The 26,633-nt window shown below is 66.1% G+C and carries 23 protein-coding genes; 9 read left to right on the top strand and 14 right to left on the bottom strand.

Going from position 1 to position 26,633, the window contains the following annotated elements; all coding sequences use genetic code 11:
* Positions 1-57: 57 nt before the first annotated feature.
* The 9 genes from I4484_RS14820 to I4484_RS14780 all read right to left on the bottom strand — a co-directional run bounded on the left by I4484_RS14820 (position 58) and on the right by I4484_RS14780 (position 13,883).
* Positions 58-1,311 (bottom strand): alginate lyase family protein, encoded by a 1,254-nt coding sequence (locus I4484_RS14820; protein WP_197448012.1) that lies wholly within the window; start codon positions 1,309-1,311, stop codon positions 58-60.
* A gap of 47 nt (positions 1,312-1,358) precedes the next feature.
* Complete coding sequence (locus tag I4484_RS14815) at positions 1,359-2,255, bottom strand: polysaccharide lyase (RefSeq protein WP_197448011.1); 897 nt, start codon at positions 2,253-2,255, stop codon at positions 1,359-1,361.
* A 68-nt stretch (positions 2,256-2,323) separates the two neighbouring features.
* Positions 2,324-4,960, bottom strand: coding sequence for a tetratricopeptide repeat protein (locus tag I4484_RS14810; protein WP_197448010.1), 2,637 nt, complete (start codon positions 4,958-4,960; stop codon positions 2,324-2,326).
* A gap of 38 nt (positions 4,961-4,998) precedes the next feature.
* On the bottom strand, positions 4,999-6,243 hold the full coding sequence (locus I4484_RS14805; protein WP_197448009.1) for an alginate lyase family protein: 1,245 nt from the start codon (positions 6,241-6,243) through the stop codon (positions 4,999-5,001).
* Positions 6,244-6,281: 38 nt separating this feature from the next.
* Entirely contained in the window at positions 6,282-7,157 is an 876-nt protein-coding gene (locus I4484_RS14800; protein ID WP_234283740.1) for a polysaccharide lyase, read from the bottom strand.
* Entirely contained in the window at positions 7,147-8,706 is a 1,560-nt protein-coding gene (locus I4484_RS14795; protein WP_197448008.1) for an HlyD family efflux transporter periplasmic adaptor subunit, read from the bottom strand. Before I4484_RS14795 ends, I4484_RS14800 begins: the two co-directional genes overlap by 11 nt.
* 19 nt (positions 8,707-8,725) lie before the next feature.
* Positions 8,726-10,654: a glycosyltransferase gene (locus I4484_RS14790; RefSeq protein WP_197448007.1), complete on the bottom strand. Its 1,929-nt coding sequence runs from the start codon at positions 10,652-10,654 to the stop codon at positions 8,726-8,728.
* A 9-nt stretch (positions 10,655-10,663) separates the two neighbouring features.
* Entirely contained in the window at positions 10,664-12,010 is a 1,347-nt protein-coding gene (locus tag I4484_RS14785; RefSeq protein WP_197448006.1) for a UDP-glucose/GDP-mannose dehydrogenase family protein, read from the bottom strand.
* A gap of 367 nt (positions 12,011-12,377) precedes the next feature.
* Positions 12,378-13,883, bottom strand: a complete 1,506-nt coding sequence (locus I4484_RS14780; protein ID WP_197448005.1) for a RimK family protein — start codon at positions 13,881-13,883, stop codon at positions 12,378-12,380.
* Between the two features lie 187 nt (positions 13,884-14,070).
* On the opposite strand from I4484_RS14780, the gene I4484_RS14775 reads away from it, so the two are divergent.
* From I4484_RS14775 to pepN, 5 genes are all read left to right on the top strand, one after another.
* Complete coding sequence (locus I4484_RS14775; protein ID WP_197448004.1) at positions 14,071-14,529, top strand: GNAT family N-acetyltransferase; 459 nt, start codon at positions 14,071-14,073, stop codon at positions 14,527-14,529.
* 84 nt (positions 14,530-14,613) lie between these two features.
* Positions 14,614-15,099, top strand: a complete 486-nt coding sequence (locus I4484_RS14770; RefSeq protein WP_197448003.1) for a YajQ family cyclic di-GMP-binding protein — start codon at positions 14,614-14,616, stop codon at positions 15,097-15,099.
* A 173-nt stretch (positions 15,100-15,272) separates the two neighbouring features.
* Entirely contained in the window at positions 15,273-15,803 is a 531-nt protein-coding gene (locus tag I4484_RS14765; RefSeq protein ID WP_197448002.1) for an Hsp20/alpha crystallin family protein, read from the top strand.
* 137 nt (positions 15,804-15,940) lie between these two features.
* Positions 15,941-16,351 carry a YbaN family protein gene (locus I4484_RS14760; RefSeq protein WP_197448001.1) on the top strand — a complete coding sequence of 137 codons (411 nt, stop codon included), beginning with the start codon at positions 15,941-15,943 and terminating at the stop codon, positions 16,349-16,351.
* A 72-nt stretch (positions 16,352-16,423) separates the two neighbouring features.
* Entirely contained in the window at positions 16,424-19,057 is a 2,634-nt protein-coding gene (gene pepN / locus I4484_RS14755; RefSeq protein WP_197448000.1) for an aminopeptidase N, read from the top strand.
* Between the two features lie 77 nt (positions 19,058-19,134).
* On the opposite strand, the gene I4484_RS14750 is transcribed toward pepN, so the two are convergent.
* The 4 genes from I4484_RS14750 to I4484_RS21080 are packed head-to-tail and all read right to left on the bottom strand — an operon-like array spanning position 19,135 to position 21,696.
* Positions 19,135-19,422: a hypothetical protein gene (locus I4484_RS14750; RefSeq protein ID WP_197447999.1), complete on the bottom strand. Its 288-nt coding sequence runs from the start codon at positions 19,420-19,422 to the stop codon at positions 19,135-19,137.
* 17 nt (positions 19,423-19,439) lie between these two features.
* Complete coding sequence (locus I4484_RS14745; RefSeq protein ID WP_010627336.1) at positions 19,440-19,826, bottom strand: CBS domain-containing protein; 387 nt, start codon at positions 19,824-19,826, stop codon at positions 19,440-19,442.
* A gap of 26 nt (positions 19,827-19,852) precedes the next feature.
* Positions 19,853-20,203 (bottom strand): transcriptional regulator, encoded by a 351-nt coding sequence (locus I4484_RS14740; protein ID WP_111413792.1) that lies wholly within the window; start codon positions 20,201-20,203, stop codon positions 19,853-19,855.
* Entirely contained in the window at positions 20,200-21,696 is a 1,497-nt protein-coding gene (locus I4484_RS21080; RefSeq protein WP_330932872.1) for a DUF1538 domain-containing protein, read from the bottom strand. The genes I4484_RS14740 and I4484_RS21080 overlap by 4 nt, the downstream gene beginning before the upstream one ends.
* Positions 21,697-21,875: 179 nt before the next feature.
* Here I4484_RS21080 and I4484_RS14725 point away from each other — a divergent pair, with 179 nt between their 5' ends.
* From I4484_RS14725 to I4484_RS14715, 3 genes are all read left to right on the top strand, one after another.
* Positions 21,876-22,472, top strand: coding sequence for a LemA family protein (locus I4484_RS14725; RefSeq protein ID WP_197447998.1), 597 nt, complete (start codon positions 21,876-21,878; stop codon positions 22,470-22,472).
* A 12-nt stretch (positions 22,473-22,484) separates the two neighbouring features.
* The gene (locus I4484_RS14720) at positions 22,485-24,392 is read left to right on the top strand and encodes a M48 family metallopeptidase (protein WP_197447997.1); all 1,908 of its coding nucleotides are present in this window, start codon (positions 22,485-22,487) and stop codon (positions 24,390-24,392) included.
* A gap of 132 nt (positions 24,393-24,524) precedes the next feature.
* The gene (locus I4484_RS14715; protein WP_197447996.1) at positions 24,525-25,325 is read left to right on the top strand and encodes a hypothetical protein; all 801 of its coding nucleotides are present in this window, start codon (positions 24,525-24,527) and stop codon (positions 25,323-25,325) included.
* 120 nt (positions 25,326-25,445) lie between these two features.
* Here the strand turns inward: I4484_RS14715 and I4484_RS14710 are convergent, their stop codons facing one another.
* Complete coding sequence (locus I4484_RS14710) at positions 25,446-25,652, bottom strand: cold-shock protein (protein ID WP_111413787.1); 207 nt, start codon at positions 25,650-25,652, stop codon at positions 25,446-25,448.
* Positions 25,653-25,981: 329 nt separating this feature from the next.
* On the opposite strand from I4484_RS14710, the gene I4484_RS14705 reads away from it, so the two are divergent.
* Positions 25,982-26,623: a LysE family translocator gene (locus tag I4484_RS14705; protein ID WP_197447995.1), complete on the top strand. Its 642-nt coding sequence runs from the start codon at positions 25,982-25,984 to the stop codon at positions 26,621-26,623.
* The last annotated feature ends 10 nt before the right edge of the window (positions 26,624-26,633 follow it).

The following is a 26,633-nucleotide window of genomic DNA, read 5'->3' as shown; positions in this document are numbered from 1 at the left end:
GCGCGGCTCGCGGCGGACGAGGCCGGCACCTGGGTGCCGGCCTCGTCGTATCCCGCCTCAGTTACGCGAGAGTCCTTCGAATGCCTGCGTTTCGCGCCGACCTTCGTCGTCGATCACCAGATGCCGTTGCACGTCGGGGTCCATGAAGTACAAGGTCGCGTAGCCACCGGCGCCGCGGTTGTAGATGGGGCGCATCGAAGCCAGGAAGTCGTCGAAGCGCGACTCCCCGAAGCGGGCGCGATACATCTCCATCCAGGCGAAGTACTGGTTGTCCTTGAGAAACCCCGTGTACTGTTCGCGCGGCGCCAGGTCGCCCAGCTCGGCGGGATCCTCGAGGATATCCATGGCGAAGTCCACCGCATCGTGCATGCTGCCGCCACCGATCTCCATGTCATAAACGTCGTAGCCCTGGCGGTGGGTGATCTCCATGATCGGAATCAGATAGAGCAGCGCGTAGTTCTGGTAGTGGGTAGCGCGACGGCCGCGCTCCATCTCGAGCGGAAACGCTCCTTCCTCGGTCATGTCATGCAGGGCGGAATGGATCGCGCTGACGCCGAAGCGGAACATGTCGTCATCCTCGGTCAGCACCCCGATCATGGCGGCATAGAGCGCACGGCGATAGAAGTGGTTGTTGCAGCAGCTGCTGTCGGCACCTTCGATCTCCATGTGGACGCTGGCCAGTTCGTTGAGCCACGCTTCCACCCGCGCCTGCTCCTCGTCCAGCCCCTCCACATGGGGGCGAACCACGGAATAGGCCATGCCGGCGGCGAAGATCATCGACTCCAGCGAGAACCAGGCCTGGGGCTCTTCCCAGTGGTAATGGAAATCCAGCAGGGCATCGTCCCGGGCCCACTTGTCGAGGAACCTGACCAGGCATTCGGCATAGTAATCGTCGTCGCTGGCGACGTAGGCGCCGGCGAGCTCCGAGACGGTATCCTCGAAATCGAACAGCGGCTCGGTGGCGAGCCTCCAGGCGTCGGGAGTGGGATAAAAGCCGGGAATGCGCATCTGGTCGGTGATGGTCGGGATTTCCAGCCGCTGTTGGCAGCTCGGCGCATACTTGGCCAGCTCCTCACGATGCTGTAGCAACAGGCTGTTGTCCGTCTCCCGGAGCAGCGCCATGCGCTCCTCGACGTCGAAGTAGGACGCGTCCGCGTCACGCACGGTGTAATCGGAGAGATCCAGTTCCCGGCGCTCCTCCAGCGTCAGGGCCTGAGTCGCGGCGCTGCCTGCCAGCAGAACCGCGGCCGTCGCACGCACGATCCAGGGGGGGATGGTAGCGTAGGGAGCATGCTTTCCTTGGTAGCTCATCGTTTGTCAGCCTCCTGCTTCGATGCGGCAGCGGCTGACGCTAGCCGCTACCTTGGCTCGGGTGCGTAAAGACGAAAGGCGGAGAAGTCGACGTGCTGGTCGTGCGGCGTACGCCACTTCTCGCCCGTGCCGCCGAAGAAGGTCGAGAACATCACGCCGTCGACGCCGAGCGCTTCAGTGGTGCGCAGCACCATCTCCCTGCGCTCGAGGACGGGCCAGCCATCGATCCATAGCCGGACGATGCCATCGCGCTCTTCGGGGTCGTTGAGGATCACTTCCTGCTCGACGGTCACCCAACGGCCGGTGGGGAAGTGCCAGCTGCCGCGGCCAAGGGAGTCGCCTTCGAGACCGACCGTATAGGGGTAGAGTTCGCCCTGTCCGTCCTGGCGCCACATGAGGCGCAGCGAGAAGCCGTTCTCTCCCGTCACTGCCTCGCCGCCGCTAGGTGCGTCACCGCCGTAGAGTCCGGGAAGCTTACCTCCCTTTACAAAGTCAAAGTTTTCTTCAAACCGTAACCGATAGTGTAGACATGCCCGGTCGGTATCCTGCAAGCCCCTTTCCTCGGTATAGAAACCGAGGCCGCCACGCGGTATGTCCTTCCGTTCGGCATCGCTGGGCGAAGAGCTGTTACGGGGGTAGTGGGCGCGCAGGGCCGGCTCCGCCAACCCGCTGGTCACGGCGGCGAGCAATTCGGCATTGGTTTCGGTGCCCCAGTCACGGGTCGAGGCGAAGTCCTCGCGAATCGCCCCCTTGGCGGTCTGCAGCGCATGTCGTGGTCTCAGGGTGGCCACCAGGGGATAGCGCTCCGAACAGGGCGCCAGGCGCGGAGAGGGAAGATCGCCATCGTCGGGAGCATCGGCGCTGACGCCGGGGAGCCCCCCGGCGACGCTCAACAGGCCGAGCAGCAGGGTGGCATGGGCTGGGCGACGTGGGGTGTGCGGCATCCGTGCCTCCGCTGTCGAAGGTGGGGCAGGAGCGCCTCTCAAGCGGGGGAGAGGCGCTCCCTTCGGTCTCAGTCGCCCTCGCCGCCGCTGGCGGCAGCGGCGATGGCCGCTTCATCGGTGAGCAGCTGACGCAGGGTCTCGATGGCCATCTGCCCTTCGCTCTCGAACACCTCGTCGAGCCATAGCAGGGCCTGCTGCTGGTTGGCCTGCTCCAGCCCCCGGGCCGACAGGTAGGCTTCGGCCAGGGCGAGTCGCGCGCTTCTGTGCCCCTGGCTGGCCGCCTGGTAGAGATAGTCGGCGCCCCGCTCGGGATCGCGCTCGACGATTTCGCCGCGCAGGTACTCGCGGCCGAGGGAGGCCTGGGCACCGGGGTGGCCCTGCTCGGCGGCCTCGAGCAGCAGATCGTGGCCCTGCTCGACGTCCTGGTCGATGGCACCTTCCCCACGCAGCAGGGCGAGCCCCAGTCCTACGCGTGCGTGAATGGCGCCGGCATCGCTGGCCTGGCGGTACCAGCGTTCGGCCTGCTCGGCATCCGGCTCCACGCCGTCGCCGTTCTGGTAGGCTTCGCCCAGGTGGAAGGCGGCTTGTGCGTTACCCGCTTCGGCGGCGGCGGTCAGCAGCTCCATGCCGCGCTCCACGTTGCGTTCGACGCCGTCCCCGGTCAGGTAGGCTTCGCCCAGGTCGGCGCGAGCCCCGGCATGGCCCCGCGAGACGGCGGCTTCGAGGTACTCGATGCCACGTTCGGTGGCGCCGCGGTCCAGGTACATGCGGCCCAGGCTGGCGGCGGCGCCGGCGTGGCCGGCCTGGTGCGCCTGTCCCAGCCAGTATTCCGCTCGTCCCTGGTCCTGCTGGACCCCTTCCCCGCGGAGGAAGGCGCGACCCAGGTCGGCCATGGCGCCCGGGTGGCCATCCTCGGCGGCGGCCACCAGCGCCTCCATATTGCCCTGGGCGCCCAGGTCGCGCTGCAGGTAGGTGAGCGCTTCGTCGGCGGATTCGTGCCCGGCCTCCTGCGCCCGGGTCAGCCAGCGGTTGGCTTCGCTCAGGTCGCGCTCGACCCCATCGCCGTTGCGATAGGCGCGGCCGAGGACCACCATGGCGTAGGCGTCGCCCTGCTGGGCGGCCTGGGTCAGCAGTTGGATGCCCTGGGTGGGATCCTCACGCAGCGGCCCCTCCAGGTAGCCTTCGCCGAGCAGGGTCATGGCCGTGGTGTCGCCGGCCTGGGCGGCCTGAAGCAGCAGCTCCTCGCCGCGGCTGGGCTGGAAGTTGGGGTTTTCCTCGTCCAGGTAGGCTTCGCCGAGCAACCGCATCGCGCCCGACTGCCCGTGCTCAGCGGCCTGGAGCAGCAGCTCCTCGCCGCGGGCGGGATCCTGCGGCACGCCGCGACCCTTGAGGTAGGCTTCGCCCAGTTGCTGGGTGGCCCAGGGGTGACCAAGTTCGTGGCCTCGCTCGAGGTATTCGACGGCGATGTAGGGTTGGCCGGCGACCCGCTCGTCGTCGAGATAGAGCGCGCCCAGCTGGGCCAACGCCAGCGCGTGATCCTGTTCGGCCGCCTGCTCGAGCAGGTTCATGCCGCGGGGCAGGTCGTTGAGCCCCCCCTGGCCATTGACCAGCGCACGGCCGAGAATCACCTGGGCATCCACCGAGCCCGCCTCGATCGCCTCGCGCAGCCAGCGCTCGGCTTGTACCGGCTGCGGCTGGCCAGCGGTGCCTTCGAGCAGCGCCTCGCCGTAGTAGGTCATGGCATCGACCTGTCCGTCCCCGGCCGCCTCCGCGAGCAGTTCGATACCCCGGGCGTGGTCGCCGGCGTCGATCAGCTCGCGCCCGGTGCGGGCCAGGGCGTCGACGTCGCCGGCCTCGGCGGCCTGGCGCATCCAGCGGATGCGCTGCTCGGGCTGGTCACCGAGCATGCCGTCCGCCGAGTACATCGAGGCCAGCTGCAGCATGGCACCGGTGTCGCCCTGGCTGGCCTTCGACTCGAGGGTCTCGGCGAAGCGCTGGGCATAGTCCATGGCCAGGGCGGGATCCTCCTTCAGCCAGCCGCCGGGAGAGTGCGCCTCGGCCAGGGTTTCCAGGGCCTTGGCATCGCCGCGGGCGGCGGCGCGCTCCAGCAGCCGCTTGGCCGTGTCCGGGTCGGCCTCGATGTTCTCGGTGCCCTCGGCCAGCATCTCGGCCAGCCGGCTCTCGGCATCCTGCTCGACGCCCTCTTCCATGGCTTGCCAGAGCAGGTGGTAGGCCAGCACGTCGTTCTGCTCGACCCCGCGACCCTCCTGGTAGAGGCGCCCCAGGTGCAGCGAGGCCTGGCCATGGATGGAGGATTGCAGGTCCAGCGCCTGGCCATAGAGCCTGGCCGCCCGGGCAGGGTCCGGCTCAACGCCGATGCCCCGCTCGTAGAGCTTCCCGGCCTCGTAGAAGGCCGGCATGATGTTGCGTGCCATCAGCGCGTCGAGGTGCTTCAGGGCCTCGTCGTAGCGCTCCTCCTCGATCAGGCGCTTGCTGTAGTTGATGACGTCCCAGTCCCGGCCCGAGATGTCGGCATCGATCACGCCGCCGAACCAGCCCTGGTAGGCCTCCGGAACGGGCGGGGCATGCTCGCCAGGCGCCGAGCCGCCGGGCGCTGCGCAGCCGACGAGTCCGGCCGTGATGGTGATCGCTGCCGCCAGTCGCAGCGAGGGGATGAGTCGATTCCTGACGTTCGTGCGTTCCATGGGTTCCCCTCTTCGATGTGTGGTTTTCTGTCGTTGGCTCAATTGCTCAGGCCGCGGAAGGCTTCGGTGCGGCGCCGCTCCTCGTCCAGGTAGACGTGTTGCTGGGCTTCGGGGTCCATGAAATAGAGGGTCATGAAGCCACCGGCGCTGCGGTTGTAGGTCGGCCGCACCCGGGTGATGAAACGCGCCATCTGCGGATGGTCGTAGCGGGCGAGGTAGACCTCCATCCAGGTGAAGTACTGCGGGTCGCGCAGGAACCCCGTGAACTGTTCCAGCGGTGCGTAATCGCCCAGCGCCTGCGGGTTGTCGAGGATCTGGAACAGATAATCGACGGCCTCGTGAATGTTGTTGCCTTCGTACTCCAGATCGAAGATGTCGTAGCCCTGGCGCTGAATGACCTGCATGTTGGTGATGAGGTAATTGAGCGCATAGTTCTGGTAATGGGTGGCGCGTCGGCCGCGGCTCACTTCGAGGGGCAGGGCGCCCTCCTCGGTCATGTCGTGCAGCGCGGAATAGATGGCGCTGACGCCGAAGCGGAACAGCTCGTCATCCTCCACCAGCACGCCGATCATGCTGGCGTAGAGCGCACGGCGGTAGAAGTGGTTGTTGCAGCAGCTCTCCTCCGGTTGCCCGGGAAATGCCGAGTGCTGCAGGGCGAGGCCGTGCAGCCACTGCTCGATCTCGGCGCGCTCCTCCTCCAGGCCGTCCACGTAGGGGCGCACGATGGAGTAGGCCATGGCGGCGGCGAACAGCATCGACTCCGCGGCGAACCAGGCCTGAGGGTCGTTGGGGTCGAAGACGAAGGTAGTCAGTGCCTTGGCCTCGGCCCAACCGTGCAGGAAGCGCACCAGGCACTCGGCATAGAAGGGGTCGCCGCTGGCGACGAAGCTGCCGGCGAGTACCGACACGCTGTCCTCGAAGGCGAACAGCGGCTCGGTGGCCAGCTCCCACTCCTCGGGGTTGGGGTAGAAGCCGGGTATCCCGCCCCGCGTGGTAATGGGCTTGAAATTGAGCATCTGGCGACAGCTGGGGCCCGTTTCGAGCTCGTCCTGAAGCTGCAGCAGGATCGAGTTGTCGGTCTCGTCGAGCAGGGCCATGCGCGCTTCGACGTCGAAGTAGCCGGCATCCGTATCGGTGACCCGGTACTCCGAGAGGTCGAGCTCCATGCGCTCTTCGCGCGAGAGTGTGTCGGCCATTGCCGCGCTGCCGCCCATCGCCATCAGGGCGAGGGGAAGCGTGCACAGCAGGCTTGCAGTCAGTCCTTTTGCTACGGCAAGGGGCATGATCGGCGTCGCTCCATTGGCGCTCGATTGCGGAATGGTCAAGGGTGGGACGTGAAGAAGCGAAAGGCGGCAAAGTCCACGTACTGGTCGCGGGGCGTACGCCACCCTTCGCCGCTGCCGCCGAAGAAGGTGGAGAACATCAGCCCGTCGATGGTGACCGACGGCGAGGTGCGATAGACGATGTTCTGCTGCTCCAGCACCGGGCGGCCGTCGATCCACAGCCGGGCAATGCCGTTCTCCTGGCCGGGGTCGTTGAGCACGACTTCCTGCTCGACGGTGACCCACTGCCCCAGGGGAAAGCGCCAGAAGCCGCGTCCCACCGACTCGCCCTCGAAGCCGACCACGTAGGGATAGAGCTCACCTTCCCCCTCTTCGCGCCACATCAGGCGCATCGAGAAACCATTCTTCCCGTCGACCTCTTCGCCTCCCGAGGGGGCGTCGCCGCCGTAAAGCCCCGGCAGCTTGCCCCCGCGCACGAAATCGAAGTCCGCCGGGAAGCGGATCATGTAGCTCAGGCAGGCCTGTTCGGCGCCCTTGATCGAGGGCGGGTCGCTGTAGAAGCCCGCCCCGCCGATCGGCTTCTCTCCCGGCGAGGAGGTACCGGCGGGATAGTGCACGCGCAGGCCGGGCTCGCCGATCCCGGTCTGCTCGGTGCCGAGGCGTTCGACGTTCTCCTCGGTGCCCCAGTGGCGCCTGGTGTGAAAGTTCTGGCGCACGGCGGCATGGCCGTCCACGGCCTGATGCGGACGCGGCGTCTCGGCCTGTACGTAGCGCTGCGAGCAGGCGACCTCCTGGGGAATGCCGACGACGGCGTCGTCGGCTTTGTCGGCCTGGGCGGCAAGGCTCGTCAGCAGCAGCCCTGCGCCCAGCAGCGGTACCCAGCCGCAGGCGGCGTGCCGGGAATCAGCTTTCATCGGTGCTTTCATCGTTGTCCTCCGTGGCGGCGCGATAGATGTCGTCGCCGAACTGGATGACCGAGCGTACGCCCTGCCAGATCCGCTCCGAGGCGGCGCCCAGCAGCGGGGCTTCGGTGAAGCGCACGTCAACGGGTTGGCCGACACTCTCCGCAGGCAGCGGCTCCTCGGGTACCAGCAGCACGCTGGCCACGTTCTGCTGCTGGCGCACCCAACTGGGGAAGCCGGCGCGTGGCTGGCGTTCGACGTCGAGGGCGACGTTGCGCACCCGGGCACGGATCGGCTGGTTGGCATTGGCCAGGGTCACGTACGCTTTCTGGTTGGGCTCGATGCGGCTGATGTCGTTCATGTGCACCAGGGCCTCGACCAGCACGTCATCCTCGTCGGTGCGGATCAGGGTCATGATCCGTTCGCTTTCGTTGATGTAGACGCCGTCGGCACTGCTCAGGGCCCAGGCCACCAGGCAATCGCACGGACTGTAGATCTCGTTGCTGGCCATGCGCGCCTCGAGGGCGGCAATGCGCGAACTCTCATAGTCGCGCACGGTCTCGAACTGCTCGACGCGGGCCTGGGCGATCTCCGGTGAGACCGACTCGAAGGTCATGGTGTCGCCGCTGGCCGGCTGCGCCGAGTTGGCCAGGCTGACCTCCTGCATGCCGCCTTCGATGTGCTCGCGCAGGTTCTCGATCAAGCGGTTGTTGTAGTTGAGCGCCGCCTCGGCCAGGATCAGGTCCGACTCCAGTTCGCTGTTGACCACGTTGGTCAGCAGTTGGTCCCGTTCGACCTGGTCCCCGGCCGTCAGCTCGTGCTCGCCGAGGATGCCCGGCCCCGGTGCGCGAATGTCGATGCGCGGCGCGGTGACGGCGGCGAAGCTCGGCTCGATCAGCATGAAGTTGCGATAGGCCGTGGCGGCCCCGACCAGCACCAGCAGGCCGATGGCGGCGAACAGCAGGAGGTAGCGTCCCATCGGCTTGGGCGGACGCGACGGCGGAGTAGGGCGAGTCGCCTGGCGCTTGCGCGGCGTCTGCGGGTCCTCGCCGCCGATCAGGCCCTCCACATTGGGGGTGCGGCCGCTGAGCGCGCTGCGGATGATCTGGCGCAGCAGCTCGCGATGCTGCGGCTCGATCTCGGTGATCTCGAAGCTGGTGTCGTAGCCGCTACCGCCGTCGGCGGGCCTCGAGCGCAGGCACTCCGCCCGGAGCGGTACGATCAGCTCGGTTGCTCCGGCCATCATCAGCAGCGAGGCGGAGATGCGCTCGCCCGGCTGGAAGCCGCGCGGGCCGCGTGCGGAGAAGCCGCCCAGTGAAACGTCGTTACCGTTCAGCTCCGCGTCGCTGTCGTCGAGGTCGACGCGAAACGGCAGGCTGACACGGATGTAGCCTCGCTCGTCACGGCGCTCATGCTGCAGTCGGTCGCCTTGGGTCAGGCGCGCGCTGTCTCGATCGGTATGCCTCGACTCGGCCGAAGCATCGGGTTGCCGGTGCGGCCGATCCCCCCCCAGGGTAGGCTCGTGCCGCTTGGCGTCGTCGTTGAAGAAGTTGTCAGCCATCCGTTGGTCGCTCCTTGCGTCAGGGTTGGGCCACTGCCACGTCGGTCGGCGCAGCAGGCTCGACCCTGAGTCGTACGTTGACGAGAGTCAGGTCATGTTCGTCAAAGGCCAGTCGGCAGTTCGCATCCACGGTGCACTCGGCGGCATCCTGGATGGGTTCGCCATTCGGGCCCTGGATCAATTCCGCCACGGCGGGTGAAATGGCCAGTAGGGTGGCGCCCTGGTTGCCGTGGATTCGCTTGTCACTCGGCAGCGTGTTCCGCTGCAGGGTCTCGACCAGGTCGCCTTCGAGACGGAAGTAGCCGGGAGGCAGCTGCACCGAGTCGCCGCGCTTGTCGGCGAGGACGGCGCCGAGCCAGCGGTCGAGCCGCTCGGGGTCGTGGTCGCTCTCCCAGGTCTGGCTGCGGGCGATGTGCAGCGATACCCGATCCGGCGGTGTCATCACGCCGGTGGAGAGCAGCAGAATGAACAGCAGCACGCCGTAGGCGAAGCCGTGCAGCACGTGGCCCATGCGTCGCTGCCTGCTGGCCGCGACGGGATCGTCCGGCTCCCCTGCGGAGATGCCCTGGCGCGACCACTTCTGCCGGTTGAAGCGAAAGCTGACATAGGTCTTCAGCATCGCGCCCCACACCTGGTTGTAGTAGATCAGCGGGATCCACAGCAGGCTGAAGCGTCCGCGCTGCCACGCCAGGATCGAGGTCGCGATACCGCGGGTGAAGAGGATCCACAGCACGTAGGCGAAGAAGAACGAGGGCCTCACGAACAGCGACACCAGCGTCACCACCGTGGGGCCGACCAGCGTCGTCCACATGGAGAGACGCTGATCCACCAGGCTCCACCAGGTGAACATCCCCATCGGCCGCGGCCCTAGGGCGATGGCCCGGTTGCTGGTGCGCAGCATGTTGCCGTACCAGCGTCGCATCAGGTCGGTGGTCGAGGCGAAGAAGCGCCGCCGGTCGGGCAGCTCCTCGAACCCGGTGACGAAGACGTCGGGAATGTAGAGCATGCGCCAGCCGTTCTTCAGCAGCCAGTACCACGAGGACTTGTCGTCGCCCGAGAGGAACTTGAAGTTGCCGAAGCGCCAATGGTCGACGTGGTCGCTCTCGATCAGCTCGATGAAATCCGGCTGGGTGGCCAGATCGGCGCGGAACACGCTGTAGCGGCCGGTCAACACCAGCAGGCGTCGCGAGACCGACATCGAGCTCATCATCAGATGGCGCTGCGCATAGCGCAGGTCATACCACTCGCGGGTGGCATCGTTGCCCGTCACTTCGGCGCGGTTGTTGGTGGTCAGGGCGCCCAGGTCGTCCTGCGACTGGAAGAAGGAGAGCGAACGAGACAGCGTACCCGGCTCGAGCCGGATATCGCCGTCCATCGACACCAGCAGCGAGCCCGGCGCCGGCAGACGCCGGGAGATCGCCCGCAGCACCTCGGCCATGGCCGAGCGCTTGCCGTCCCCCTTCTGGAACATGTAGCGCACTTCGACGTTCCGCGGCCAATCGTGCTCGTCCATGACGTGGGTAATGACGTCCACGTCGGTACGATCCGAGACGGAGGCGAAGATGGTGGTCGGCACGCCGTAGTCGCGCGCCTCGCGAATCAGGGCGTCATAGACCTGAAAGTTCACCGTCGCCTCGATCCGGAACGAGGTGCACAGCACGAACAGCTCGGGCGGCTTCTCCTCCTCGCCGATCGCGTCCGCCTCGGCCCGCATCTGCGGGAAGACTCGCCGGTTGTACCACACCGAGCGCACGGCCTGTACGGCCCACCAGGAGTAGCGCCATATGGCGATCCACCCGATGACGAAGATGAAGCTCTCCGACTCCGGCGAGAACACGTTCGAGGGCAGCTCGCTGAGGATGACCACCATCAATGCCAGGCCGAACAGGAAGGTGGTGAGTTCCGTGATCCGGCTGGCAGTGGACGGGTCTGGGGGCGTCGCGGACATGGTCACTCCTCAGGCCAGTACCGGCCGCACGGAATCACCTCGTCCGATGCCGTAGTAGGCGAGGCCGGCGGCCTTGACGGTATCGGGTTGGAACAGGTTGCGGCCGTCAACCAGCACCGGCTCCGCGAGCTTCTCGTAGAGCTCGGGGAAGTCGATGGTGCGGAAGGCCTTCCATTCGGTGCAGATGACCAGAGCGTGAGCCCCTTCCAAGGCGTCGTCACGCTGCTCGGCCAGCACCAGGTCATCGCGCTCACCATAGATCCGACGGCACTCGTCGGCGGCCTCCGGATCGTAGGCCTGGACCCGGGCGCCGGCATCCCATAGCGCCTCCATCAAGGCGCGGCTGGGCGCCTCGCGCATGTCGTCGGTGTTGGGCTTGAAGGCGAGCCCCCAGACGGCGATGGTCTTGCCCGCGAGCTGGCCATCGAAGGCCTGGCAGAGCTTCTCGAACAGCTTGTTCTTCTGCCGGGCGTTGACGCGCTCCACGGCCTTGATCATCTCGGCGGGGTGGCCGATCTCCTCGGCGGTATGGGCCAAGGCCTTGACGTCCTTGGGGAAGCAGGAGCCGCCATAGCCGCAGCCCGGGTAGATGAAGCTGTAGCCGATACGCGGATCGGAGCCGATACCGTGGCGCACCTCCTCGACGTCGGCGCCGAGGCGCTCGGCGAGATTGGCGATCTCGTTGATGAAGCTGATCTTGGTGGCCAACATGGCGTTCGCGGCGTACTTGGTCAGCTCGGCGCTGCGTATGCCCATGAACATCATCTTGTCGCGCTGGCGGTTGTAGGGGCCGTAGCACTCCGACATGGCCTTCCTCACGCGCTCGGAATCGGTGCCGATGATGATGCGAGAGCCGCGCGAGAAGTCCTCGATGGCGGCGCCTTCCTTAAGGAACTCGGGGTTGGAGCAGACATCGAACGCCTGGTCGAGACCGCGCTTCTCCAGCTCGGCGGCCACGGTGCGCTCCACCTTGCTGGCGGTGCCCACGGGCACGGTCGACTTGTCGACGATGACCTTGTAGTCGTTCATGTGCTGACCGATGGTCTCGGCGACCTTCAGCACATACTTGAGGTCGGCGCTGCCATCCTCGTCGGAAGGGGTCCCCACGGCAATGAATTGGAGCAGGCCGAACTCCACCGCCTTGGCCGCATCGGTGGTGAACTCGAGGCGTCCCGCGCCCTTGTTCTTGCTGATCAGTTCCTCCAGGCCGGGCTCGTAGATGGGCACTTCTCCGGCATTGAGGCGGGCGACTTTCTCCTCATCGACGTCTACGCACATGACCCGATGGCCGACATCGGCCAGACAGGCGCCGGTTACAAGACCCACATAGCCAGATCCGAAGATGGTGATCTTCATGGTCGTCGTCGCTCCTTGCAGTTGTGGCCCTGTCATCCAATCAACGCCATCGCGCCGCTGCCGAAATGGCCGGCGGGCGATGGCGAGCAGGGCCGTGTTCATTTAGTTAGCGTGCCATGTGGTACGCAACATTCGCGCCAACTAGAAAACACCGTTTCCAATCAGAATGTTGGCGCAACCGAGGAAGAGTTGACGCTTGCAGGACGTGCACGATCTGTCGCTTATAAGAGACATTTGTGAGCCGAAGCCGCCTGAGCCTTGCAGATCAAGGGCTTGGGATGTCTCTTATTAGCGACAAGGATAGGTCATGAAGAGGTAACTTAATGAATCGATTTGTTTAATTCAGTCAGAGCAAGTGTTCACTGCCTCAGACATCCGCCGACCTGGCCGAGACGCGCGCTTCCATGCGGGCCAGGAACACACCCATGATGCTCTCGTAGAGCTGGCGGCCCAGCACGCTGTCCTCGATACCGGCGTCGACGTTGGGGTTGTCGTTCACCTCGATGACGACCACGCGCTCGCCGGCCTGCTTGAGGTCGACGCCGTACAGCCCATCGCCGATCAAGCGGGTCGCCTTGAGTGCCGCCCTGATCACGGCGGGCGGCACGTCGGCGGGGTCGTGGGTGGTAAAGCCGCCGCTCTTCACCCGGGCGCCGGAATGGTCGTAGATCTGCCAGTGGCCGCGCGCCATGTAGTAGCGGCTGGCGAACAGCACCTGGCCGTCCAGCACGCCGATGCGCCAGTCGTACTCGGTGGGCAGCCACTCCTGCAGCAGCAGCAGGGCGGAATCTTCGAACAGACGCCGGGCCTCTCGCTCGAGCTGCTCCAGCGACTCGACCTTCACCACCCCGCGGGAGAAGGAGCCGTCGGGTATCTTGAGCACCAGGGGAAAGCTCAGGCCGGCGATGCGTTCCGCCAACGGGCGTCGGTCGCGCCGCTTCAGCAGCACACCCTCCGGGGCCGGTACGCCGCGGGCCCGCAGCAGCGCATGCAGGTAGACCTTGTTGGTGCAGCGCAGGATGTCCCGCGGCGAGTCGATCACCACCAGCCCCTCGTGCTCGGCGAGCCGGGCCATGCGATAGGTGTGATGATCCAGCGCCGTGGTCTCGCGGATGAACAGCCCGTCGAACTCGGCCAGCCGCCCCGCATCGCGCCGGGTGATCAGCGAGACGTCGATGCCCAGCTTGCGCCCGGCGCGGATGAAGGCCTTGAGCGCGCTCTTGTTGCTCGGCGGCATGGCCTCCTTGGGATCGACCAGTATCGCCAGGTCGAAGCGGTAGCGGCGGCGTGCCTTGGGCGTGCGCCACACCTTGCGTGAATGCCGGTTGAGGGCGGAGGCGAACAGGTCCTGCTCGTCGGCGTTGAGGTCGCGAAGAGGGATCGGCTTGAGCCGGGCCAGCCGCCACAGGTCGTGGCGCCGAACCAGGCGTGCCTCGAGCAGCGGGCAGGGCAGGCGCTCGAAGAGCTTGCGGGCGAGCCGGGCCAGCTCGGGCTCGAGGCATTCGCCGAACAGCACGCGCAGCGTCACGCTGTCTCCGGCAAGCCTGCCCTGGCGCGCCAGCTCGCCGAGCAGCGGCGCCAGCGTATCCAGCTGCAGGTCGACCAGGGCCTTGCGCGACAGCTCGTTGAGGGTTTCCACGCTGGGCAGCACGCGCTGGCCGCGTGCTTGGGCCAGCAGCGAAACGTAGTAGCCAGTGCCGAGATAATCGAGTTCGCCGCACAGGTTGATCACATGGGTACTGCGGTCCTGGTCGGCGGCGCTACGATGGCGCCGGTCCAGGGCCAGGAAGTCGTCGGCGCTGATCAGGTCCTCGGAAGGGTAGTAGGGCCGCCAGTCTTCCTGTCGATCGACGACGATACGCAAGGGGCACATGGGCGAAATCCGTCTGCTGGGGGAGGGGCGGCTTTGCCGCGGGTTGCGGCCAGCATGCCGCTGCAACTTGCTGTCGACAAGCGCCCCGACAGGTGAAATGATTTCATGATGGCAGGCGGGTCGAGCGCTGCCGTCAAGTTCCCTTTCATGCGTACCCGCATGGCCACCGCCAGCCTGGAGAAAGCCCATGTCCGTTGCTCTGCGCCAGGCCCAGCCACAGGATCTGGGCGCTCTCTACCGCCTGGAGCAGGTAGCCTTCAGCGGAGATCGCTTCAGCCGTCGACAGCTCTGGCACTTATTGAATCGCGCTCATGCCGAGACGCTTGTCGCCGACGATGGAGAGCGGCTCATGGGGTATGGCACCCTGCTGTTCCGGCGCGGCAGCCGTCGCGCCCGGCTCTACTCGTTCTGCGTGCACCCAGAAGCGCGCGGCAGCGGGTTGGGGCGCCAATTGCTCGAGGCACTGGAGCGGGTTGCCCTGGGACACGACGCCGAGGCGCTGGGGCTGGAGGTGAGGGCGGACAATCGCGTCGCCCTGGGGCTCTACCGGCGCATGGGATTTAGGCTGGAGCGCTGGCTCGACGACTACTACGAGGATGGCTGCGCCGGCTGGCAGATGAGCAAGCCGCTTGGCGTGTCGACATGAACCGGCGCGGCTGAGCCCAGGCGCGCAGGGATGGGCCCGGGCTGGTAGACTTCCCGGCATGATTGGGCAAACAAGGACACCGCCATGCCTTCTTTCGACATTGTTTCCGAATACGACAAGCACGAGGCCAGCAATGCCGTCGACCAGGCCAACCGAGAAATCCAGGGGCGCTTCGACTTCAAGGGCGTCAAGGCCAGCTTCGAGCTGAATGGCGATACGGTGCAGCTCGAGGCCGAGGTCGACTTCCAGCTCAAGCAGATGCTCGACGTGCTGCGCAATCGGCTCATCGCCCGCGGCATCGATGCCCGCTGCATGGAGGAGCAGGAGCCAGAGCTCTCCGGCGTGCGGGCTCGCCAAGAGGTCAAGCTCAAGCAGGGGCTCGAGCAGAAGGAGGCCAAGGACATCGTCAAGCGCATCAAGGACAGCAAGCTCAAGGTCCAGGCGCAGATCCAGGGCGAGAAGGTGCGGGTCACCGGCAAGAAGCGCGACGACCTGCAGGAGGTCATTGCCATGCTGCGCGGCGAAGGCGGCCCCGACCTGGCGTTGCAGTTCGACAATTTTCGCGATTGAGAGGCGCAGCCTCACGCCATCGGCTCCGGTCGATGGCGAATCGTTGATCTGGCGCAAGTGCGCGTCGAACGCCACTTGAAAACCGGCCCTGCGCCACCAGTTCTGTTCATGCCGGAACGGGCTCGAAGCCCGTCCTATGCGTCACGTGTCTCATGACGAACAGGAGGTGGCGTATGAATCTGCAGAAATTCTCTCCCTGGAACTGGTTCAAGAGTGAGCGCCGCGATGCCGCGACGCCGGTACCCGTGGAGCCTCGCCAGGGCGAACTCTCGCCGTTGCTCGGCATGCATCAGGAGCTGGACCGCTGGATGAATGACGTCATGCGTCAGTTCGGCATGCCGACGCTCGAGAGCCGCTTCGGTGACATGGCCAGTCTGCTCAGGCCCCAGCTTGACATCGCCGAGCGTGACGAGGAGTACCTGATCAGCGTCGAGGTGCCCGGCGTGGACGAGAAGGACGTCAAGCTCACTCTGGATGGCGACCGGCTGATCATCGAAGGCGAGAAGCGCCAGGAGCGCAACACCCAGGAGGATCGCTACCAGCGCATCGAGCGCTCCTATGGCAGCTTCCGCCGCGTGCTCGACCTGCCCGGCGACGCACGCCCCGAAGCGATATCGGCCTCGTTCGCGAACGGCGTGCTCAAGGTTCGCGTTCCGCGCAGCGGTGAAGCGAAAGAGAACCGTCGCGAAATCCCGATCCAGTAGAGCTTATCGACGTCATTGGCTCGCCTTCGGGCGGGCTTCTTCTTTTTCTAATGGCGCCATAGCCATGCCCGATTGGCCTGCAGCGGCGAGATGGGCTTCAATGGAGTCAGCAGGGAAAACCTGGATGGGGGACTCGCATGCATTCGCTTCGCCGTGCCGTATACATTGCCCTGGCCTGGGCCAGCTTCGCGCTTGGCGTCATCGGCGTCTTCGTGCCGCTGATGCCGACGACCTGCTTCATGCTCCTGGCGGTGTGGGCGGCTTCCCGTGGCTCGCCGCGCTTTGCCCAGTGGATTCGTGAGCACCCTCGCTTCGGCCCGACCGTGGCGGCCTGGGAAGGCGAGCGCGCCATCCCGCGCCATGCCAAGTGGGTCGCCGGTGGCATGCTCGCCCTGTCGGTCGTGGTGCTCCTCCTGACTCTCAGCCTGGTATGGCTGAAGTTCCTGCTGGCGATGGGCCTGGCGCTGCTGGGGCTGTGGATCGTCACGCGCCCCGAGCCCGGCGGCAGGCTCGAGGCGGGGACGGTGGCACGCTTGGTACGGCGCTAGCGTCAGCTGCCTTTGAGGTTGAGGAGCCGGCAACCTTACAATGGGCATCGATCATGGACAGGAGTCTTCCCGATGTCTGAACCCAAGCCGACCCATCGTCACGACTACCGGCCGCCCGCCTACCGTGTGACCCATGTCGCGCTGACCTTCGAACTGGATCCCGCCGCGACCACGGTCAAGGCGAGCCTGCAGCTGGAACGCCATCCGCAGAGTCGAGGCGATGAGCCGCTCGAGCTCGACGGCGAGCAGCTGACCCTCAAGCGCATCGCCATCGACGGCCAGGCGCTGGCCGGAGACGAATACACGCTCAGCGACACCGGACTGGTCGTCCATGGTCCGCCCGGCCAGTTCCGCCTCGATACCGAGGTGGAGATCGCCCCCCGGGAGAACACGGCGCTGGAAGGGCTCTACCTCTCCAACGGCATGTACTGCACCCAGTGCGAGGCCGAAGGCTTTCGCCGCATCACCTACTATCCGGACCGCCCGGACGTGATGGCAACCTTCTCCACCACCGTGATTGGCGACAGGGCGAGCCTGCCGGTGCTGCTCTCCAACGGCAACCCGGTGGAGCGGGGCGAGCTGCCCGGGGGGCGCCACTTCGTCACCTGGGACGATCCCTTTCCCAAGCCCAGCTACCTGTTCGCGCTGGTGGCCGGTGACCTGAATAAGGTCGAGGACCGCTTCGTCACCATGAGCGGGCGCGAGGTCACGCTGCAGATCTGGGTCGAGGAGGAGAACCTGGGCAAGACCGACCACGCCATGGCCTCGCTCAAGCGCGCCATGCGCTGGGACGAAGAGACCTACGGCCGCGAGTACGACCTCGACCTGTTCATGATCGTGGCGGTCAACGACTTCAACATGGGCGCGATGGAGAACAAGGGCCTCAATATCTTCAACTCGGCGGCGGTGCTGACCCATCCGCATACCGCCACCGACGCCGCCTTCCAGCGGGTCGAGGGCATCGTCGCCCACGAGTATTTCCACAACTGGTCGGGCAACCGCGTGACCTGCCGCGACTGGTTCCAGCTGTCGCTCAAGGAGGGCTTCACCGTTTTCCGCGACCAGTGCTTCTCCGCCGACGTCAACTCGGCGGCAGTCAAGCGTATCGAGGACGTGGCCTTCTTCCGCACCGCCCAGTTTGCCGAGGACGCCGGCCCCACCGCCCATCCGGTGCGCCCCGACCACTACATCGAAATCGGCAACTTCTACACCCTGACCATCTACGAAAAGGGCGCCGAGGTAGTGCGCATGCTGCGCAACCTGGTGGGCTGGGAGGCCTTCCGCCGCGGCAGCGACCTCTACTTCGAGCGCTTCGACGGCCAGGCGGTGACCATCGAGGATTTCGTCGACTGCATGGCGGAAGCCTCCGGCCAGGACCTGTCGCAGTTCATGCTGTGGTACTCCCAGGCCGGCACCCCGGAGATCGACGCCTACGGCGAATACGATTATGCCCATGCCGAGTATCGCCTCACCCTGCGCCAGCGTACCCCGGCCACGCCCGGCCAGCCCGAGAAGCTGCCGCTGCACATCCCCGTGCGACTGGGGCTGGTGGGCACCAAGTCGGGGCGTGACCTGCCCTTGACGCTGGAAGGACAGTCGCTCGGCAGCGATGGCGTGATCCACCTGCGCGAGGCGGAGCAGACCTTCGTCTTCAGCGACGTGGCCGAGGCGCCCGTGCCCTCGCTGCTACGCGGCTTCTCGGCGCCGGTCCAGCTGCGCTTTCCCTACGGCCGCGAGGACCTGGCCTTCCTGCTGGCCAACGACTCGGACGGCTTCAATCGCTGGGATGCCGGCCAGCGGCTGGCGATGCTGGCGCTGGACGACCTCATCGCCGCCCACCGCAATGGCGTCGAAAAGGTCATGGACACGCGCGTGGTCGAGGCCTTCCGCGCCCTGCTCGAGCGCGGCAGCGACGACAAGGCGGTGCTGGCCGAGATGCTGACGCTGCCCTCCGAGGCCTATATTGCCGAGCAGCAGCCGCTGGTCGACGTCGAGGCGATCCACGCCGCACGCGACTTCGTCAAGCAGTCGCTGGCCGCGACCCTGCGCGACGACTTCCTGCGCCTCTACGAGGAAAACGTGAGCGACGCGCCCTACGCCCCCGAGCCAGAGCAGATTGCGCGGCGCAGCCTGAAGAACGTGGCGCTCTCCTACCTGATGGCGATCGAGGACGAGCAGGGTATCGACATCGTTCGCCGGCAGTTCGAGGCCGATCACAACATGACCGACGTGCGCCATGCGCTCACGCTGCTGACCCACAGCAGCCGCGACGACCTGGCGGCCCCGGCCCTGCGTGCCTTCGGCGAGAAGTGGGCGCACGATACGCTGGTCATGGATCAGTGGTTCGCGATCCAGGTCACCCGACCCCAGGCCGATGCGCTGGACCGGGTCAAGCACCTGATGGCGCACCCCGCCTTCTCGCTGAAGAACCCCAACAAGGTACGCGCGCTGATCGGCACCTTCGCCAACCAGAACCGGATCAACTTCCACCGCGCCGATGGCGAGGGTTACCGCCTGCTGGCCGACGTGGTGATCGAGCTCAACCGACTCAACCCCGAGATCGCCGCGCGCCTGGTCACGCCGCTGACGCGCTGGCAACGCTTCGACGAGTCGCGTCAGGAACTGATGAAGGGCGAACTCGAACGAATCCGCGCCGAGAAGCTCTCGCCGAATGTTTATGAGGTGATCGAAAAGGCCCTCGCTTGAGGAAAGGGTAATCGGAAATTCCGATTTCCTGATAACAAAAAAGTGCCGCCCCTGGGGCGGCACTTTTTTGGCTGGGCTTAATAGATGAGCCAGCTCAACACCGTCACCCCCAGCACCGCCCAGATCAGCGTGGCGAAGATGCGCCGGCGCAGCAGGGCGCGCAGCGCCAGATAGAGCAGCCACAGGCCGAGCAGCAGCACCGCCAGACTGATCAGGGTGGGGGGAATGCCCAGCGACGTCGCCAGGCCGTCGAAGAAGCCGCGGGCGGAGGCGCCCAGGTTCTGGAAGAAGACGAGCAGCAGGTCGACCACGAAGCGAATGATCTCGCCCAGGGTCTTGCCCAGCCAGGAAAAGAAATCTTGCATATCAGGGTCCGGTCGGCCTACTCGATCATGTCGAGCACGGTGCCTACGATATCATCCATGGTGACTAGGCCCAGCAACTTGTTGTCGTCGAGTACCAGCACTCGCTTGACCACGCTGTCGGTCATCAAGCTGGCGACATGGCGCACGTCGAGCGACTCGCCGACACCGATGGCGGGTTTGGCGCAGACGTCGTAGACGTTGATCAGGTCGATGTCGCCATTCTCGGCGACGATGGTCTTGAGGATGTTGGTATAGGTGATCAATCCCCAGGCATCGTGGGGATCCTGTTGCTCCACCACCAGACTCTTGAGGTTGTGGCGCTTCATCAGGCTCAGCGCATCGCGCAAGGTGGCGAAGGGGGATACCGTCACCACATCGCGGTTCATGATGTCCTTGACCAGCATCTTGTTCTCTCCGTTAAACCATTCGTTCAGACATCTTGCCTGAGGCGTTCTTCGAAGCGCTTGACCTGCGCCATGTCGATACCGCCGAGGTGTTCTACCGGCAGCGTCATGACCAGACCGCGGGAGTCCTCGCCGGTCGGGTTGAGTACCTGGCGAATGGTCTTCAACACTCTCAGCGAGAGACTTTTCTCCAGCGTCAGCAGCATGATGCTCTGGCTGCCCTCGTAAGTCAGCCCGAAGAACGTTTTCTTGCGTTCACCGCCGATCCCGCGGCCGGACATCAACGTCATGCCGACCGCGCCAGCTTCGGTGGCGGCATCGATGCACTCCTGCTCGAGATCCTCCGGCACGATGGCAACCAATAGCGAAAACTTCATGTCGTCCTGCCTCCCGGCTGCGCTAGTTTTTCCATCAGAATGGCATAGCCCATTACGGTCACGATAGGAAAGATCGAGGCGAAGGCGATCAGTCCGAAGCCGTCGATCAGGACGTTACGCCCCTCGATCTGGCTGGCCAGGCCGATCCCCAGCGCGGTAACCAGCGGCACCGTCACCTCGGATGTCGTTACGCCGCCCAAGTCGAAGGCCAGGGCTACGATGTAGCGGGGCGCCAGGGCGGTCAGCAGAATGACCAGAAGATAACCGCCGGTAATGTAGTGGTGGATCGAGTCGCCGCTGATGATGCGATGTACCCCGATAGTGATGCCGATGGCCACACCCAGTGCTACCAGCAGGCGAATGACGTTGCCCTGAATCTTGCCGGCAGCCGCTTCCTCGGCCTGCTGGCCGATGGCGATCAGTGCCGGTTCGGCCATGGTAGTGGCAAAGCCGATACAGAAGGCGAACAGGTAGACCCACAGCCAGGTGTCGAAGCCGATCAGCTGCTCGGCCATGCGCTGCCCGATCGGAAACAGGCCGAGCTTGAGCCCCACCACGAAAGCGTAGAGACCGACGATCACCAACACGAAACCCACACCGACCTTGAGCGGATTGGCCAGGGGATGGCGCAGCACGGCGTACTGGAAGAACAGCACGACCAGGATGATCGGCAGCACGTCGCGTAGCATGGCGAACAGATCGAGGAGGATCGTCAGCGGGCCGGACGGCGGGGAGACGTCTTTCCCGGCAAGCAGCAACTCCGCGCCTGCCTCGAACGCGTCGGGCTCGGCATAGACCAGGATGCCGTAGAGCTGAACGCTGATCATTGGCACCATCACCGCCAGTGCCACCAGGCCGAAACCGTCGATCAGTGGGTTGCGCCCGCGGATCGAGGAGGCAAGACCGATCCCCAGCGCTGCGATCAGCGGCACGGTAACGATGTTGGTGGTGACGCCGCCGGAATCGTAGGCCAGCCCGACGATCTCCGCGGGGGCGAAGAAGGTGACGAGAACCACCAGTGCGTAGCCGGCGATCATGTACCAGTGAAGGGGGTGGCCGAGGATCACGCGAAACACGCCCAGTGCCATCACCAGACCCACCGAGCTCGCCACGATCAGGCGCAGGGTGAGGGCGTCGATACGCCCCTGGCTGATCGTGGCGGCCTGTTCGGCCACGGCAATCAGTGCCGGTTCCGCCACGACGGCTGAAAAACCCATGGCGAAACCGAACAGCATCAGCAGCGGCATGGAACCACGGCGGGTAAACTGGTTGGCGAGCCGCTTGCCCACCGGAAAAATGCTCAATTCGAGTCCCTGCAGGAACAGGGCGACGCCAACGGCGACCACCAGCAGGCCCGCCGCCATGCTCAGCCCGCCCTCCGGCCACTCGCGCAGCAACAGCGCCTGGAAGGCTACCACCACCACGATGATGGGCAGCAGGTTGCGCAGGGCATGGACCAGTGCGTGGAGGAAATCCTTGAGTTGCGCTACCAAGACCGACTCCCTGGCAATGATCGGTTGGGCGAGACGTGACGCTGCGAGCGCAGGCATGAGTGGCTGGCCCGCTCGGCCGCCACACTATACCATCGGTATATGACATTGAGCAGACGCTAATGCAGGCTCGGGCATTGACTCACATCAAGCGGGTCGCTGGCGGCACACGGGAGAGAGCAATGAGCGTGACAGTGATCGTCGTACTGGTGGTGCTGGCCCTGCTGGTGATCTACGGCGTCAGCATCTACAACCGGCTGGTGGCGCTGAAGAACCGCTACCAGAATGCCTTTGCCCAGATCGAGGTGCAGCTCAAGCGCCGCTACGACCTGATTCCCAACCTGGTCGAGACCGCCAAGGCCTACATGGCTCATGAGCGCGACACCCTGACCGCCGTGACCGAGGCGCGCAATGCCGCCCTGGCCGGCCTGCAGTCGGCCGCCGCGCGGCCGGGCGAACCCAGTGCCATGGCCGAGCTGGCCGGCGCCGAGGGGGCGCTCGGTGCCGCCCTGGGGCGGCTCAACGTGGTGATGGAGGCCTACCCGGACCTGAAGGCCTCCGACAACATGCGCCAGCTCTCCGAGACCCTCACCAGCACCGAGAACCGCGTCGCCTTCGCCCGCCAGGCCTTCAACGACGCGGTCATGCAGTACAACACCTACAAGCAGAGCTTTCCGCCGGTGCTGCTGGCGGGGCCGCTGGGGCATCGCGATGACGCGGCGCTGCTGGAGTTCGACGACAGCGCCGAGATCCAGGCCGCCCCCAGCGTGCGGTTCTGACGGAACACGGCGATGGATTTCTTCGGCGCCCAGGCGCGCGCGAAACGCCTGACGGCCTGGCTGGTCGTGCTGCTCGTCGTCGCCGTGCTGGGCATGATCGTAGCCGCCGTTGCGGTGATTGCGCTGGCCATGCTGCTGCTCGACGGCGGCCCGCCCGGGGCAGAGCCGTTGGCCCGTGCGCTCGACCCGCGGCTGCTGGGCGCGGTCGCCCTGGGCGTGCTGCTGGTGGTCGCTGCGGGGAGCCTGGCGCGACACCTGCAGCTGCGCTCCGGTGGGGCGGCGGTGGCCGAGGCGCTGGGTGGTCGCATCATCAATGCCGCTACGCACGATGCCGACGAGCGCCGGCTGCTCAACGTGGTGGAGGAGATGGCCATCGCCTCGGGGCTGCCGGTGCCGGCGGTCTACCTGCTCGACGAGCCCGGCATCAATGCCTTCGCCGCCGGCCATACGCCGCAGGACGCCGTGATCGGCGTGACACGTGGCGCCATTCGTTGCCTCTCGCGGGATGAGCTGCAGGGGGTAGTCGCCCACGAGTTCAGCCATGTCCTGCATGGCGACATGCGCCTCAACCTGCGCCTCGTCGCGCTGCTTTACGGCATCCTGGTGATCGGCCTCGTCGGTCGCCTGCTGCTGCGGGGCATGGCTGCCCGGCGCGTGGTCCGGAGCTCGCGCCGCGGCAGCGGCCACGCGGTGCTGCTCGGTGCCGGGCTGGCGCTGATGCTGGTGGGCTTCGTCGGCACCCTGTGCGGCAACCTGATCAAGGCGGCGGTGAGCCGCCAGCGCGAATTCCTGGCCGATGCCAGCGCGGTGCAGTACACCCGCAACCCCGCCGGCCTGGCCGATGCGCTGAAGCGCGTGGCCGCGCACGCCCATGGCTCCGAGCTGCGTGCCAGTCGTGCCGAGGAGTTCAGCCATTTCTACTTCAGCCGCGGGCTGCCGGGGTTGCGCGGCCTGACCGCCACGCACCCGCCCTTGTCCACCCGCATCCGCCGCCTCGAGCCCGGGTGGGACGGGAAGCTGCCTGAGCCGAGCGTCGAGCGTGAGCCGGCTGGCACGACCGACGCCAGTGCGGAGCCGACCCAGGCGCGACCGACCGAGACGGAAGCCTGGGAAGGTGCTGTGCTGGGGCCGGCAGCGCTGATGCAGCGAGTCGGCCAGCCGCGTGAACAGGACCTGCAGCAGGCTCGCGGGGCGCTGGCGGGCATCGCCCCGGTGCTGCTCGAGGCCGCGCACGATCCCTATGCGGCCCGCGCCGTGATCTATGGTGTCCTCATGGGGGCACACCCGGCCAGCCGGAACCGTCAGCGCCGGGTCCTGGATGAAGCCGCGCTGCCTGGCGTGCTGGCGGAACTGACGCGGCTCGAGCCGTCGCTTGCCGGGATAAGGCCGGGCCCGCGGCTGCCGCTGATCGAGCTTTGCCTGCCCCTGCTGCGGCAGCTGTCGGTCGCACAGCATGCCCGCTTTCGTGACTGCCTCGAACGCCTGATGGCGGCCGAGGACGAGCCCGGTGCGCTGCAGTGGGCGCTGCATCGCTTGATCGTCGCCGGCAGTGAGGGGGGAGCGCCTCGACGCGGGCGCCGGCTGCCCCTGGAGCGGATCGAAGCGCCACTGGCCCGCCTGCTGTCGAGCCTGGCGCAGGCAGGCAGCCAAGGCGAGGCGCAGGCAGTGGAAGCGTTCCGCCAGGCGGCCGATGCGCTGGGCCTGGGCCTCACCTTTGAGCCCCGGCCCGCAACCCCGCAGGAACTCGACTGGGCCCTGGATCGTTGCCGCCAGCTGAGCGATGACGATCGGCTCAGGCTGCTCGACGCCATGGTCCAGTGCGTTGCGCAGGATGGACGTATCCACGCCGAGGAGGCCGAACTGCTGCGCGCCGTGGCCTGGTCGCTCGACTGCCCGCTGCCCATGGCCGGCCTGGGCTGAGACGAGAGCGGATCGTTTTGTCTTGTCACTGTCCAAGCAGTAGGGTGGCCCGCTCGCTAGCGGCTTGCAGCGTTCGCCGGGCTCTGCTGGAATAGCCCCCTTTGCGGGTCTCATATGGATGGGAGAAAACCGATGGCCAAGACACCCTGGATTCCGGTCGCCGCCTTGACCCTTGCCCTGCTGCTGGGTGGCTGTGGCGACGACGGCGACGAGGCGGCCGCTCCAGCCCAGAACGGCGAGCCTGCACCCGAGGCCACGGAAGAGGAGCCGTCGACCCCGCCCCCCGCGCAGGAGGAGGGAGAGACCGGGAGCGAGCCGGCGCCTGCCGAATCGGATGAGGAGACGTCAGCCGGTGCGGACGAAGAGACGTCAGCCGGGGCGGACGAGGAGATCGATGCCGAAGGCGAGACGCTGGGCGAATCTCCCGCCGAGACGCTGGACGAGGGCGGTGCGCTCCCGGGGGAGCCGACCCGTTCCGACGTGGACGCGATCATCGAGGATACCGAGCGTCGCTTCGAGGAGGCGCAGCGCAAGATCGAGCAGCAGTTCGAGGAGGTGGAGCGCAGGGAGCCCGGCCTGGAGCCCATGGAGGGCGGCACCGATTTCGAGCCGACACTCGAGCCGATGGAGGGCGAGGAGAGCGAGGCCGCTTCGGCCATCGAGCGCGAGGCGGAGCGAACCGGCGAGGTCTCGCAGTCAGACGTCGACGCCTGGCTCGAAGAGACCGAGCGCCGCTTCGAGGAGGCGCAGCGTGAGCTCGACAGGCAGTTCGAAGAGGCGGAGCAGAGCGAGCCGGCCAGAGACCTCCCGAAGATCGAACCTGAGCCGCAAGCCGAGTCGAGCGGCGAGGCTGCGTCAGCTTCCGAGGCCGAGGCCGAGGCGGAGTCCCGGCCCGATAGCCGGTCTCAGGCCGAACCTTCCCCCGAGACCTGAGCCGTACCGGCTGGCCGGTGCGATGGAAAGCACGAAAAAGGCCCGCTCTGTCGAGCGGGCCTTTCGTCGATTCGCCGGGCCGTCTTGCGAAGACCGGCGCGGGTCAACGGAGGGGATGCCTCAGTTGGAAACCCGAATGTTGGAGGCCTGAAGGCCTTTCTTGCCCTGGGTCACGTCGAAGGTCACCTTCTGACCGTCCTGCAGGGTCTTGAAGCCTTCAGCCTGAATCTCGGAGAAATGCGCGAACAGGTCATCACCGCCGTCGTCCGGAGAGATGAAGCCGTAGCCCTTGGTATCGTTGAACCACTTGACAGTGCCAGTTGCCATTGTCGATTTTCCTTACTTACAGATTGATCTTGCTGGGCACCGGCGAAACCGGACCCAAACTGCGTGGGCAAAGGCGAAAAGTGCGCTTCGGGTGCATCGATAGGCTCGACATACGACGGGACGACTTTCCACTTGCAGGCCAACGCCGCGAAAGCACGCTTCTCCCGTGCCGCCGCTCAATCCACTGTAGTTAGAAAAAATCCGAGCGTCCAGCGAATCCGCTACCTTAAATTGGTAATACTGCATACGAGTACAACCAACCCTGGCGTCATCAGCCACTTGCGACGCCAGCCCCGTCGTTCACGTCATTGCCGAACCGGAGCCCTGTCATGCTGGACGCCCAATTCTGGCCCTTCCTGATCGCCATCACCCTGCTGTCGATGAGCCCGGGAGTCGATACCCTGCTGGTCATCCGCAATACCGCCCGCGGCGGGGTGCGCGATGGAGTGCTCACCAGCCTGGCGATCTGCTGTGGCCTGTTCGTCCACGCCACGATCTCGGCGCTGGGCATCTCGCTGATCCTGCTCCAGTCGGCCTGGGCCTTCAGCGCGCTCAAGCTGGCGGGGGCGGCCTACCTGATCTGGCTGGGCATCAACGGTCTGATGGCCGCTTGGCGCGGCAGGGGGTTGCCGCTGGGGGCGGTGCAGGGCGAACGGCAGCCCGTGCCGGTATGGCGCCCGCTGCGCGAAGGGCTGCTCTCGAACGTGCTCAACCCCAAGACAGTGGTCTTCTATATGGCCTTCCTGCCGCAGTTTATCGCCCCGTCAGACCCGGCGCTGCTCAAGTCGTTGTGGCTTGCCGGGGTGCACTTTGTGATTGCCAATCTGTGGCAGATCGCCATCGTGCTCATGGTGGGCAGTGCCGGGCGCTGGCTCGGCAGCCGGCTCTTCGCGCGTGCATTGAACGGGGCGACCGGCGCGGTGCTGATCCTGTTCGGCGTCAGGCTGGCGCTGGAACGCCAGCCTGCCTGAGCGGAAGGTG

This window comes from Halomonas sp. SS10-MC5, from assembly GCF_015992245.1.
Lineage (GTDB): Bacteria > Pseudomonadota > Gammaproteobacteria > Pseudomonadales > Halomonadaceae > Halomonas > Halomonas sulfidoxydans.
Note: the sequence above shows the minus strand (reverse complement) of the source record. Positions and strands in the feature narration are given on the sequence as shown.

Bases quoted from the DNA above. Each gene is read 5' to 3' on its own strand.
- I4484_RS14750 (WP_197447999.1), bottom strand. From the start codon at position 19,422: ATGCAAGATTTCTTTTCCTGGCTGGGCAAGACCCTGGGCGAGATCATT.
- I4484_RS14785 (WP_197448006.1), bottom strand. From the start codon at position 12,010: ATGAAGATCACCATCTTCGGATCTGGCTATGTGGGTCTTGTAACCGGC.
- I4484_RS14820 (WP_197448012.1), bottom strand. From the start codon at position 1,311: ATGAGCTACCAAGGAAAGCATGCTCCCTACGCTACCATCCCCCCCTGG.
- I4484_RS14760 (WP_197448001.1), top strand. From the start codon at position 15,941: ATGCATTCGCTTCGCCGTGCCGTATACATTGCCCTGGCCTGGGCCAGC.
- I4484_RS14765 (WP_197448002.1), top strand. From the start codon at position 15,273: ATGAATCTGCAGAAATTCTCTCCCTGGAACTGGTTCAAGAGTGAGCGC.
- I4484_RS14720 (WP_197447997.1), top strand. From the start codon at position 22,485: ATGGATTTCTTCGGCGCCCAGGCGCGCGCGAAACGCCTGACGGCCTGG.
- I4484_RS14810 (WP_197448010.1), bottom strand. From the start codon at position 4,960: ATGGAACGCACGAACGTCAGGAATCGACTCATCCCCTCGCTGCGACTG.
- I4484_RS14770 (WP_197448003.1), top strand. From the start codon at position 14,614: ATGCCTTCTTTCGACATTGTTTCCGAATACGACAAGCACGAGGCCAGC.
- I4484_RS14815 (WP_197448011.1), bottom strand. From the start codon at position 2,255: ATGCCGCACACCCCACGTCGCCCAGCCCATGCCACCCTGCTGCTCGGC.
- I4484_RS14745 (WP_010627336.1), bottom strand. From the start codon at position 19,826: ATGCTGGTCAAGGACATCATGAACCGCGATGTGGTGACGGTATCCCCC.
- I4484_RS14790 (WP_197448007.1), bottom strand. From the start codon at position 10,654: ATGTCCGCGACGCCCCCAGACCCGTCCACTGCCAGCCGGATCACGGAA.
- I4484_RS14705 (WP_197447995.1), top strand. From the start codon at position 25,982: ATGCTGGACGCCCAATTCTGGCCCTTCCTGATCGCCATCACCCTGCTG.
- I4484_RS14795 (WP_197448008.1), bottom strand. From the start codon at position 8,706: ATGGCTGACAACTTCTTCAACGACGACGCCAAGCGGCACGAGCCTACC.
- pepN (WP_197448000.1), top strand. From the start codon at position 16,424: ATGTCTGAACCCAAGCCGACCCATCGTCACGACTACCGGCCGCCCGCC.
- I4484_RS14725 (WP_197447998.1), top strand. From the start codon at position 21,876: ATGAGCGTGACAGTGATCGTCGTACTGGTGGTGCTGGCCCTGCTGGTG.
- I4484_RS14805 (WP_197448009.1), bottom strand. From the start codon at position 6,243: ATGCCCCTTGCCGTAGCAAAAGGACTGACTGCAAGCCTGCTGTGCACG.
- I4484_RS14775 (WP_197448004.1), top strand. From the start codon at position 14,071: ATGTCCGTTGCTCTGCGCCAGGCCCAGCCACAGGATCTGGGCGCTCTC.
- I4484_RS14715 (WP_197447996.1), top strand. From the start codon at position 24,525: ATGGCCAAGACACCCTGGATTCCGGTCGCCGCCTTGACCCTTGCCCTG.
- I4484_RS14740 (WP_111413792.1), bottom strand. From the start codon at position 20,203: ATGAAGTTTTCGCTATTGGTTGCCATCGTGCCGGAGGATCTCGAGCAG.
- I4484_RS14710 (WP_111413787.1), bottom strand. From the start codon at position 25,652: ATGGCAACTGGCACTGTCAAGTGGTTCAACGATACCAAGGGCTACGGC.
- I4484_RS14780 (WP_197448005.1), bottom strand. From the start codon at position 13,883: ATGTGCCCCTTGCGTATCGTCGTCGATCGACAGGAAGACTGGCGGCCC.
- I4484_RS14800 (WP_234283740.1), bottom strand. From the start codon at position 7,157: ATGAAAGCTGATTCCCGGCACGCCGCCTGCGGCTGGGTACCGCTGCTG.